This window comes from Sphingomonas sp., assembly GCF_026460985.1.
Taxonomy (GTDB): Bacteria; Pseudomonadota; Alphaproteobacteria; order Sphingomonadales; family Sphingomonadaceae; genus Sphingomonas.
The window spans coordinates 1-10,687 of the sequence record NZ_JAPKNM010000040.1 but is presented as its reverse complement, the minus strand read 5'-3'; the positions used below and the strand labels follow the sequence as shown (position 1 = coordinate 10,687).

Genomic DNA, 10,687 nt, shown 5'->3' with positions numbered 1-10,687 from the left:
GGGGCCGGCCGTGTGCGACTACCGCGACCACGTGATGGGCTGGGCGGTGAGCGGGTATCGTTTCGGGTGAAAATCCCTCTCCCCTTGTGGGAGAGGGAGGGAGCCGACGAAGTCGGCGGAAGGGTGAGGGGGACATGAGTCTCACTCCCCCTCATCCTTCCCACGCCTTCGGCGTGGGCCCCTTCCTTCTCCCACAAGGGGAGAAGGAGCTTTGTTACTCCCGCCAGCTCCGGTCCACCCGGTCCACCAACCGCACCATCGCCGCGAAGTCCGCCGCGCCCGGCCCGCCCGGGACCTGCGCCATATGGAGGTCGCGCTGGTGCACGGCGACGACTTGGTCCGGCACCATCAGGGGTTCGCCCATCGACATCGTCGCCACCTGGATCTCGCAGGCGCGCTGGAGCGACCAGTGCTTGATGAACGCCTCGGGCAGGGTGCGGCCCATCACGAGGATGCCGTGGTTGCGCAGCAGCATCACGCGCTTGTCGCCCAGATTGGCGAGCAGCCGTTCGCCTTCCTCGTCGCGCACCGTCACGCCCTCGAAATCGTGATAGGCGATCTGCCCGGCGAAATTGCACGCGTAGAAATTGACGGGGCGAAGGCCGCCCTCGACGCTGCTCACCGCCATGCCCGCAGTGGTGTGCGTGTGCATGATGCAATGCGCGTCGGGCAGGTGGCGGTGGAACAAGGCGTGCTGGACGAAGCCGGCGCGGTTGACGGGGTAGAGCGAGCCGTCGAGCTTGTTGCCGTCTATGTCGATCTTGACGAGGTTCGACGCCTTCACTTCGCTGAAGTGCAGCCCGAACGGGTTGATCAGGAACGCGCCTTCCTGATCGGGCAGCTTCACGGTGATGTGGTTGTAGATCATCTCGGACCAGCCGAGGTGATCGAACACGCGGTAGCAGGCGGCGAGCTGCTGGCGGGCCTCCCATTCCCGGTCGCTGACGCCGAGCGGGTTGCCGGCGTCTTGCTGGAGCGCTGTGGCCATCGATCCTCTCCTGTTCTGGTTGCAATATGCCACGCAAAGCCGCGCCCCGGCAACCAATGGCCGACGGGAAGCAACCTGACCTGGATCAAAATCCTCGATGGGGCGTTACGCGCTCGCAACGATTTAGGGGATCCGGCGAATGCGGAAAATGAAGTTGCGTCAGGGCGTCGCTCTGGCGGGATTGCTGGCGCTGTGCGCATGCGGTGGCGCGGGATCGGGTAACGGGGGGAACGGTGCGGCGGAAGCCGTGGCGAGTTCGCCTGCCGCCGCGGCCAAGCTGAGCGCCTATACCGAAGCCTATAATGCCTTGATCGAAACCTTCGGCCTGCCGGCGACGGCGCAAACCTACAAGGAAGCCCGCGTGGCCGGCCGGTCGCCGAGCGAGAACATTACGATCAGCGATGGCTGGATCGAAGCCGCCGAGGGCAAGCTCAAGGCGGCGCGCGCGCTGCCCGGCGCGCTGGGCCCGCTCGATGCGGCGGCGGAGGCGCTCGATACCGCGTTGCAGAAGGTGCTGGCACGTCTGGGGCCGCTCTACGCCTATTACAACACCAAGGCCTATCGCCAGGACGCGCTGAAGCGCGGCAAGGCCGAAGACGCCCAGATGATCGCCGAATTCGACGCGGCGCTGAAGGCGATGGACGATTTCAACGCCGCGCTGGCCAAGCAACGCCGCGCCGGCACGGAGGCGGAACTCGCAACGCTCAAGCAGAGCGGCGACGCCACGGGCTACAACAACAAGCTGGCGATGCAGCAGGCCGAGGATCTGGTCGGGCTGTTCAACAAGCCCGAGGACCTGAAGGATCCCGCGGTGTTCGCGAAGGCCGACGCGCTTGCCGGCTCGCTCGAGACGCTGCTTGCCGACCAGCAAAAGGTCGTTGCGGACGCCAAGGCCAAAGCGAAGGAGCCGGTGGAGACGAGCCGGCTCGGCGTGCAGAGCCTCGTCGTCGACATGCTGGGATCGATGATCGGCCAATATCGCCAGCTGAAGCAATCGCATTCAGCCAACGACGCACAGTCGGTGGTCGATTCCTATAATCGAGCGGTGAGCCTGGCGAACAACATCAGTTGAGGGGGTCAGCGGAACGCGTAGGGCACCACGCTGCGCCGATCCGCGTCGATCTCGATCACCGAACCCGCCGGCGGGAACGCCCGCTGGTCGCAGTCCGTCCGCGGGCAGATGCGGCAGCTCGCCCCGATCGGAGTCGCCGCGCCGCCGGGGCGGAGATCGTCGGCATAGACGAAGTCGGCGGCGTGCGCCTCCTCGCAGCCCAGGGCCACCGCATAGCGCCGCGCCGGCCGCGCATAGCTGCCCGAGGGCTTGACCAACCCCTTGGCCATCGAGACATAGCGCGTGCCGTCGGGCATCTCGGCGAGCTGCACCAGGATGCGGTCGGGGATCGCCACTGCCTCGTGCACCACCCACAAGGGGCAGGCGCCGCCCAACGCCGCGAACTGGAGCCGCGTCGCCGAGTGGCGCTTGGTGATGTTGCCGGCCATGTCGACCCGGCAGAAGAAGAAGGGGAGGCCTGCCGCGCCCGGGCGCTGGAGCGTCGAGAGCCGGTGGCACGCCTGTTCGAAGCTCACCCCGAAGCGCTGGCGCAGCCGGTCGATGTCGTGGCGGACTTCGCGGGCGCGGGTGCGGAACTGGCCGTAGGGCATAAGCAGCGCTCCTGCGGCGTAATTGGCGAGGCCGACGCTCAGCAATTCGCGCGACGCCCGGCTCACCAGCCCGGCCTCGGCGACGACGTGGCGCATCTCGTTGGCGAATTCGTAGCGGACCAGGCGGTGCGCGAGCAGGAAGGCGCGGCTCTCGGGTGGGAGGCCGGCGTTGAGCGCCAGCGTGCGTTCGCGCTCGTCGAAGCGGCTGAGCTGGCTGCCGCCGCTGTCCTCGCCGACCACGCGGACGCCGTGCCAGCGGCGCAGCCGGTCCTCGAGCGCCTGCGCGACCGGCCCTTCGTCGAGCGCGTCGGCCAGCGCCTCGGCCGAGCGGTCGATCGCGTCGATATAATTACCCTCGGCCTGGAACCAGTCGCGGACCTCCTCCCAGGGGAGCGGGGCGGCGTCGCTGGAGCCGGTGTCGAAACGGTCGTCGAGGACGCGGAGCTGCTCCTGGCTGCGGCGCCACGCCTCGTGCACCGCGACGAGACGGCGGGCGAGCAAGGGCTGCTGCTCGAGCCCGCGGCGGACGTCGGTCTCGCTCAGGGGATGGGCAGGAATGCTGGTGTCGGTGGCGGCGTCGATCGTGCGGAGCAGCGCGGAGGTCTCGGCCTCGGCGCCGATGTCCGCCGCCTCCATCGGGAATTCGCGGGCGAGCGCGAGCAGCACCACGTCGGTGATCGGGCGGCCGTTATTCTCGATCTGCGAGAGATAGGGCACCGAGATGCCCAGCCGGGCCGCCATCGCCGCCTGGCTGAGACCGAGGCGGCGGCGCAGGTCGCGCAGGCGAAAGCCTTCGAACAGGCGGCGACGGGGTTGCGACGTCATACTCCCCTCCCTGCAAGGGAGGGGCAGGGGGTGGGTAGAAAAGAGTGGGCTCGATGCCCGCTCTTTTCTTCAACTCCACGCAGCTCGATGGGCTCGCTAACGCTCGCACCCACCCCCATCCCCTCCCTTGCAGGGAGGGGCGTGCTCCGGGGCGGGCGGATCGCGCTTCTCATCCCCGCAACCATATTCTGCAAACCTCCCCGCCGCAACTTTGCAACATTGCATTTGCGTGTCCCCGCATGCCCTGTGCAGAAGGCGCCACCCGCTGGAGACCCGCATGTCGTCGACGATCGAGGAACTGGAGCGCCGCCGCGCGGCTGCCCGGCTGGGCGGCGGGCAGAAGCGCATCGACGCGCAGCATGCCAAGGGCAAGCTCACCGCGCGCGAGCGGGTCGAGGTGCTGCTAGACCAGGGATCGTTCGAGGAGCTCGATATGTATGTCGAGCATAATTGCACCGATTTCGGGATGCAGGATCAGATCGTCCCCGGCGACGGCGTCGTCACCGGCAGCGGCACGATCAACGGCCGGCTCGTCTTCGTGTTCAGCCAGGACTTCACCGTGTTCGGCGGCTCGCTCTCCGAGCGCCACGCGCAGAAGATCTGCAAGATCATGGACATGGCGATGAAGGTCGGCGCGCCCGTGATCGGCCTCAACGACAGTGGCGGGGCGCGGATCCAGGAGGGCGTAGCCTCGCTCGGCGGCTATGCCGAGGTGTTCCAGCGCAACGTGCTCGCCAGCGGCGTGGTGCCGCAGCTCTCGCTGATCATGGGCCCCTGTGCAGGCGGGGCTGTCTATTCTCCGGCGATGACCGACTTCATCTTCATGGTGAAGGATTCATCGTACATGTTCGTCACCGGCCCGGATGTAGTGAAGACCGTTACCAACGAGATCGTCACGCAGGAGGAACTGGGTGGAGCGGTGACGCATACCACGAAGTCGGGGGTCGCCGACGTGGCCTTCGACAACGACATCGAGGCGCTGCTCGCGGCCCGCGACTTCGTGGACTTCCTTCCCGCCTCGAACCGCGAGACGGTTCCCGAGCGGCCGTGCGACGATCCGTGGGACCGGGTCGAGGAGAGCCTCGACACGCTGATCCCGCCCAGCGCCAACCAGCCCTATGACATGCACGAATGCGTGCGGAAGGTGCTCGATGAAGGCGAGTTCTTCGAGCTCCAGCCGACGCATGCGGGCAACATCCTGATCGGCTTCGGTCGGGTCGAGGGCCGCACCGTCGGCGTGGTCGCCAACCAGCCGATGGTGCTCGCGGGCGTGCTCGACATCAATTCGTCGAAGAAGGCCGCGCGTTTCGTGCGCTTCTGCGACGCGTTCGATATCCCGATCCTGACCTTCGTCGACGTGCCCGGCTTCCTGCCGGGGGTCGGGCAGGAGCATTCGGGAATCATCAAGCACGGCGCCAAACTGCTCTTCGCTTATGCCGAGGCGACCGTCCCCAAGATCACCGTGATCACGCGGAAAGCTTACGGGGGCGCGTATGACGTGATGGCGTCGAAGCACCTGCGCGGCGATTTGAACTATGCCTGGCCCACCGCCGAGATCGCGGTGATGGGGGCCAAGGGCGCGGTCGAGATCATCTTCCGGGGCAAGACGCCCGAAGAGATCGCCGCGCGCACCGCCGAGTATGAGGCGCGCTTCGCCAACCCGTTCGTGGCGGCGAGCAAGGGCTTTATCGACGAGGTCATCATGCCGCATTCCACGCGGCGGCGCGTGGCGCTGGGGCTCAGGAAGCTGCGGAACAAGCAGCTCGAGAACCCGTGGAAGAAGCATGACAATATTCCGCTGTGATCGCGTCCGTCATCCCGGCGAAAGCCGGGATCTCAGGCGGCAGGCACGCGGCTCGTGGCACGAGGCCCCGGCTTTCGCCGGGGTGACGGAGGATTGATGAAGCTCGGCCGCCTCAACCATGTCGGCGTCGCGACGCCTTCGATCGAAGCGTCGATCGCCTTCTATCGCAACGTGATGGGTGCGGAGGTGATCCGCGCGCCGTTCGACCTGCCCGCGCAGGGGGTGAAGGTGTGCTTCGTCGATACGCCCAACAGCCAGATCGAGCTGATCGAGCCGCTCGGCGAGGGTTCGCCGATCCACGGCTTCCTCGCGAAGAACCCCCAGGGCGGGCAGCATCACCTGTGCTATGAGGTGCCCGATATCCACCAGGCCAAGGCGTGGTTCGAGGGCAAGGGCGCGCGGGTGCTCGGCGAGCCGCGGATCGGGGCGCACGGGACGCTCATCTTCTTCGTCCACCCGAAGGACATGGGCGGCGTCCTCACCGAGATCATGGAGACGCCGAAGGATGGGCACTGACCCGCATTTCCCCCGTCACCCCGGACTTGGTCCGGGGTCCACCGGGAGGCATGCAAGATGTATTGCGGTGAGCGTATCGCTCGCCGCGCAGTGGACCCCGGCACAAGGCCGGGGTGACTTAGGGAAGGCTTGATGGCCGAGTACGAACATATCCTCACCGAGCGGCGCGGCGACGTGCTCGCGATCACGCTCAACCGGCCCGAGCGGCTCAACGCCGCGCCGCCGGCGATGTTCGACGAGATCCGCTCGGCGCTGGCCGCGCTCGACGGCGCACGCGCGGTGCTGTTCCTCGGCGCGGGGCGGGCCTTCTGCTCGGGCGCCGATGTCGCGAGCGGGGCGCTGGCGGCGGCGAGCGATCCGGGCGAGGCGACGCACGCGGCGCTGACCGGGCATTACCATCCGGCGCTGCTCGCCATCGCCGAGCTTTCGGTGCCGGTGGTGAGCGGCGTGCGCGGGCCGGTGGCGGGGATCGGGTGCAGCCTCGCGCTCGCCGCCGATTTCTGCATCGCCGCGAGCAACGCCTATTTCCTCCAGGCCTTCGTCAATATCGGCCTCGTCCCCGATGGCGGCGCGAGCTGGATGCTGCCGCGGATCGTCGGCCGCGCGCGCGCGCTCGAGATGATGATGCTCGGCGAGCGCGTCCATGCCGACAAGGCGCGCGACTGGGGCATGGTGTACGAGGTCGTGCACGAGGACGTCGTCGACAGCGAGGCCTGGCGGCTCGCCGAGCGGCTCGCGGCGGGGCCGACGGTCGCGCTCGGGATGATGCGGCGCCAGCTGCACGCGGCGCTCGACGGAAGCTATGTCGACGCGATGGCGCGCGAGGCCGACAACCAACGCGCGGCGCGCGCTACGGCGGATTCGATGGAGGGGGGCATTGCGTTCCTCCAGAAGCGCAAGCCGGAGTTCAAGGGGCGGTGAGGAAGTCGGTCCAATTCTCCCTCTCCCCTTGTGGGAGAGGGAAGGGGCCCGCCGCCGAAGGCGGTGGGAAGGGTGAGGGGGATGTGAGTCTCACTCCCCCTCACCCTTCCGCCGACTTCGTCGGCTCCCTCCCTCTCCCACAAGGGGAGAGGGAGAATGGCTGACAAACCCACCCTCGACGCCTGGGCAGCGCTCGCCGCGAAGGAAGTGAAGGACGCCGATCTCACCTGGCACACGCCCGAGGGGATCGCGGTCAAGCCGCTCTACACCGCCGCCGACGCCCCCGATCCCGGGCTGCCCGGCTTCGCGCCGTTCACGCGCGGGGTGAAAGCGACGATGTACGCCGGGCGCCCCTGGACGATCCGCCAATATGCCGGCTTCTCCACCGCCGAGGAATCGAACGCCTTCTATCGCCGCAACCTCGCGGCGGGGCAGAAGGGCCTTTCGATCGCCTTCGATCTCGCCACGCACCGCGGTTATGACAGCGATCATCCGCGCGTCACCGGCGATGTCGGCAAGGCGGGCGTCGCGATCGACACGCTCGCCGACATGCAGATCCTGTTCGACGGCATCCCGCTCGATCAGATGTCGGTCAGCATGACGATGAACGGCGCGGTGCTGCCGTGCCTCGCTTTCTACATCGTCGCCGCCGAGGAGCAGGGCGTGCGCCAGGACCAGCTCACCGGGACCATCCAGAACGACATCCTCAAGGAGTTCATGGTCCGCAACACGTACATCTATCCGCCCGAGCCCTCGATGCGGATCGTCGCGGACATCATCGCCTATACCGCCGAGCACATGCCGCGGTTCAACTCGATCTCGATCTCGGGCTATCACATGCACGAGGCGGGGGCGACGGCGGTGCAGGAGCTGGCGTTCACGCTCGCCGACGGCATGGCCTATGTCCGCGCGGCGCTCGCGCGGGGGCTGAACATCGACGAGTTCGCCGGGCGCCTGTCCTTCTTCTTCGGCATCGGCATGAACTTCTTCATGGAAGTCGCCAAGCTGCGTGCGGCGCGGATGCTGTGGAGCCGGATCATCGCCGGCTTCGGCGGCTCGCCCCGCTCGCAGATGCTGCGCACCCACTGCCAGACCTCGGGCGTGTCGCTCACCGAGCAGGACCCATACAACAACGTCATCCGCACCACGATCGAGGCGATGGCGGCGACCTTCGGCGGCACCCAGTCGCTCCATACCAACAGCCTCGACGAGGCGGTGGCGCTGCCCACCGACTTCTCCGCCCGGATCGCGCGCAACACCCAGCTCATCCTCCAGGAGGAGACTGGGATGACGCACGTCGTCGATCCCTTGGGCGGCAGCTATTATGTCGAGGCGCTGACCAACGAGCTCGCCGAAAAGGCCTGGGCGCTGATCGAGCAGGTCGAGGCGCTGGGCGGCATGACCCATGCGGTCGAGAGCGGCATGCCCAAGGAGCATATCGAGCGCGCCGCCGCCGCCCGCCAGGCGCGGGTCGATCGTGGCGAGGACGTGATCGTCGGGGTGAACAAGTATCTCAACCCGAACGACGCCCCGATCGACATCCTCGAGATCGACAACACCCGCGTCCGCGCCGACCAGGTCAAGCGGATCGCCAAGACCCGCGCCGATCGCGACGCGGCCAGGGCCGAGGAGGCGCTCGGCAACCTCCGCCGCGGCGCGATGGCGCGCGAGAACCTGCTCGCGCTCTGCGTCGAGGCGGCGCGGGCGCGCTGCACGCTGGGCGAGATGTCGGCGGCGATGGAAGTCGCGTTCGGCCGCCACGCGGTGGGGGTGACGCCGATCAAGGGGGTCTACGGCCCCGCCCATGCCGAGGACAGGGGCTGGCTCCGCGCCGAGGAAGGCGTCGCCGCGTTCGAGCGGCGGCAGGGCCGCAAGCCCCGCGTGCTCGTCGCCAAGATGGGGCAGGACGGGCATGACCGCGGCGCCAATGTCGTCGCCAGCGCCTTCGCCGACCTCGGGTTCGAGGTGGTCTCGGGCCCGCTCTTCCAGACCCCGGCCGAGACCTGCGCGCTGGCGATCGAGCGGCAGGTCGACGTGGTCGGGGCCTCGAGCCTCGCCGCGGGTCACAAGACGCTGATCCCCGAGCTGGTCGCGGCGCTCAGGGAAGCCGGTCGCGCCGACATCAAGGTCGTCGCCGGCGGGGTGATCCCGCCCCAGGACTATGAATTCCTCCGCGCGCACGGGGTGCAGGCGATCTTCGGCCCCGGAACCAACCTTGTCAGCGCGGCCTCGGAAGTGCTCAAGCTGCTCGGACACAATCTGCCCCCGATCGAAGAGGCTGCCGAATGAGTGACGTGCGTACCGACTGGACCCGCGACGAGATCGCCGCATTGTTCGAACTGCCCTTCGGCGAATTGGTGTTCCAGGCGCAGACCGTGCACCGCGCGCATCACGTGCCCGACCAGGTCCAGATGTCGACCTTGCTCTCGATCAAGACCGGCGGCTGCCCCGAGGATTGCGGCTATTGCAACCAGTCGACGCATGCCGAGACCGGGCTCAAGGCGACCAAGCTGATGGACGTCCGCGCGGTGCTCCAGGCGGCGGCGCAGGCCAAGGACAACGGCTCCTCGCGCTTCTGCATGGGGGCCGCGTGGCGCAATCCCAAGGAGCGCGACATGCCCGCCATCGTCGCGATGGTGAAGGGCGTACGCCAGATGGGAATGGAGACCTGCATGACGCTCGGCATGCTGACTCCCGCCCAGGCGGCGATGCTCGCCGAGGCGGGGCTCGATTACTACAACCACAATATCGACACCTCGCCCGAGCGCTATGGCGAAGTGATCACCACGCGCAGCTTCGAGGACCGGCTCGACACGCTGGAGAATGTCCGTGAGGCGGGGATCAACGTCTGCTGCGGCGGGATCGTCGGCATGGGCGAGACGCGGGGGGACCGCGTGGGCTTCATCCATGCGCTCGCCACGCTGCCGCGGCATCCCGAGAGCGTGCCGGTCAACGCGCTGGTGCCAGTCAAGGGCACCGTGCTCGGCGACATGCTCGCCGATACGCCGCTGGCGAAGATCGACGATATCGAGTTCGTGCGGACGGTCGCGGTGGCGCGGATCACCATGCCGCAGTCGATGGTGCGGCTGTCGGCGGGGCGCGAGAGCATGAGCGAGGCGACGCAGGCGCTATGCTTCATGGCCGGCGCCAATTCGATCTTCACCGGCGACAGGCTGCTCACCACCGGCAATCGCGGGGACGACGCCGATGCGGCACTGTTCGCCAAGCTGGGGCTCACGCCGATGACGGGCGAGGAGCCGATGCGGGTGTGCGAGGCTGCGGAGTGAGTTTCACGACCGAGCGATATGCGAGCCCCTCCCCTTCAGGGGAGGGGTTGGGGTGGGGCCTGTCCGCAGGCGGGGTGTTTGGGGACAGGCCCCACCCCCCGGCCCCCTCCCCTGAAGGGGAGGGGGAGTAGTGTTCAAGAAGATCCTGGTCGCCAATCGCGGCGAGATCGCGTGCCGGGTGATGCGGACGGCGAAGCGGATGGGTATCGCCACCGTCGCGGTCTATTCGGACGCCGATGCGCGCGCGCCGCATGTGCGGATGGCGGACGAGGCGGTGCGGCTGGGGCCCGCGCCGGCGGCGGAATCCTATCTCAAGGCCGATCTGATCCTGCTCGCCGCGAAGGAGACCGGGGCGGACTGCATCCACCCGGGATACGGCTTCCTCTCCGAGCGCGAGAGCTTCGCCCGGGCCTGCGCCGAGGCCGGGATCGCCTTTGTCGGGCCGCCGCCGGGCGCCATCGCCGCGATGGGCGACAAGATCGAGTCGAAGAAGCTCGCCAAGGCGGCGGGCGTGAACGTCGTGCCCGGTTTCGTCGGCGAGATCGCGGACACCGAGCATGCGGTGCGGATCGCCTCCGAGATCGGCTATCCGGTGATGATGAAGGCCTCGGCCGGCGGCGGCGGCAAGGGCATGCGGCTGGCTTATGGCGAGCAGGACGTGCGTGAAGGCTTCGAGGCGACCAA

Annotated in this window: 9 protein-coding genes; 7 read left to right on the top strand and 2 right to left on the bottom strand. The window is 68.0% G+C overall.

Features of this window, described 5'->3' with window-relative positions; all coding sequences use genetic code 11:
* Positions 1–214: 214 nt before the first annotated feature.
* Positions 215–988: a class II aldolase/adducin family protein gene (locus MT490_RS07025; protein ID WP_297385529.1), complete on the bottom strand. Its 774-nt coding sequence runs from the start codon at positions 986–988 to the stop codon at positions 215–217.
* Positions 989–1,136: 148 nt separating this feature from the next.
* Here MT490_RS07025 and MT490_RS07020 point away from each other — a divergent pair, with 148 nt between their 5' ends.
* Complete coding sequence (locus MT490_RS07020; protein WP_297385528.1) at positions 1,137–2,060, top strand: DUF3829 domain-containing protein; 924 nt, start codon at positions 1,137–1,139, stop codon at positions 2,058–2,060.
* Between the two features lie 5 nt (positions 2,061–2,065).
* Here MT490_RS07020 and MT490_RS07015 read toward each other — a convergent pair whose 3' ends face one another.
* Positions 2,066–3,475 (bottom strand): short-chain fatty acyl-CoA regulator family protein, encoded by a 1,410-nt coding sequence (locus tag MT490_RS07015; RefSeq protein WP_297385526.1) that lies wholly within the window; start codon positions 3,473–3,475, stop codon positions 2,066–2,068.
* A 277-nt stretch (positions 3,476–3,752) separates the two neighbouring features.
* On the opposite strand from MT490_RS07015, the gene MT490_RS07010 reads away from it, so the two are divergent.
* From MT490_RS07010 to MT490_RS06985, 6 genes are all read left to right on the top strand, one after another.
* Positions 3,753–5,279 carry an acyl-CoA carboxylase subunit beta gene (locus MT490_RS07010; RefSeq protein ID WP_297385525.1) on the top strand — a complete coding sequence of 509 codons (1,527 nt, stop codon included), beginning with the start codon at positions 3,753–3,755 and terminating at the stop codon, positions 5,277–5,279.
* A gap of 96 nt (positions 5,280–5,375) precedes the next feature.
* Positions 5,376–5,795, top strand: a complete 420-nt coding sequence (gene mce, locus MT490_RS07005; protein WP_297385523.1) for a methylmalonyl-CoA epimerase — start codon at positions 5,376–5,378, stop codon at positions 5,793–5,795.
* A gap of 132 nt (positions 5,796–5,927) precedes the next feature.
* The gene (locus MT490_RS07000; protein ID WP_297385522.1) at positions 5,928–6,716 is read left to right on the top strand and encodes an enoyl-CoA hydratase-related protein; all 789 of its coding nucleotides are present in this window, start codon (positions 5,928–5,930) and stop codon (positions 6,714–6,716) included.
* A 156-nt stretch (positions 6,717–6,872) separates the two neighbouring features.
* A complete protein-coding gene (gene scpA / locus MT490_RS06995; protein ID WP_297385520.1) occupies positions 6,873–9,005 on the top strand; it encodes a methylmalonyl-CoA mutase in 2,133 nt (710 codons plus the stop codon).
* Complete coding sequence (bioB, locus tag MT490_RS06990) at positions 9,002–10,003, top strand: biotin synthase BioB (protein WP_297385518.1); 1,002 nt, start codon at positions 9,002–9,004, stop codon at positions 10,001–10,003. Before scpA ends, bioB begins: the two co-directional genes overlap by 4 nt.
* 130 nt (positions 10,004–10,133) lie before the next feature.
* Positions 10,134–10,687, top strand: a 554-nt coding sequence (locus MT490_RS06985) for a biotin carboxylase N-terminal domain-containing protein (protein WP_297385516.1), incomplete at its 3' end; no start/stop codon positions are given.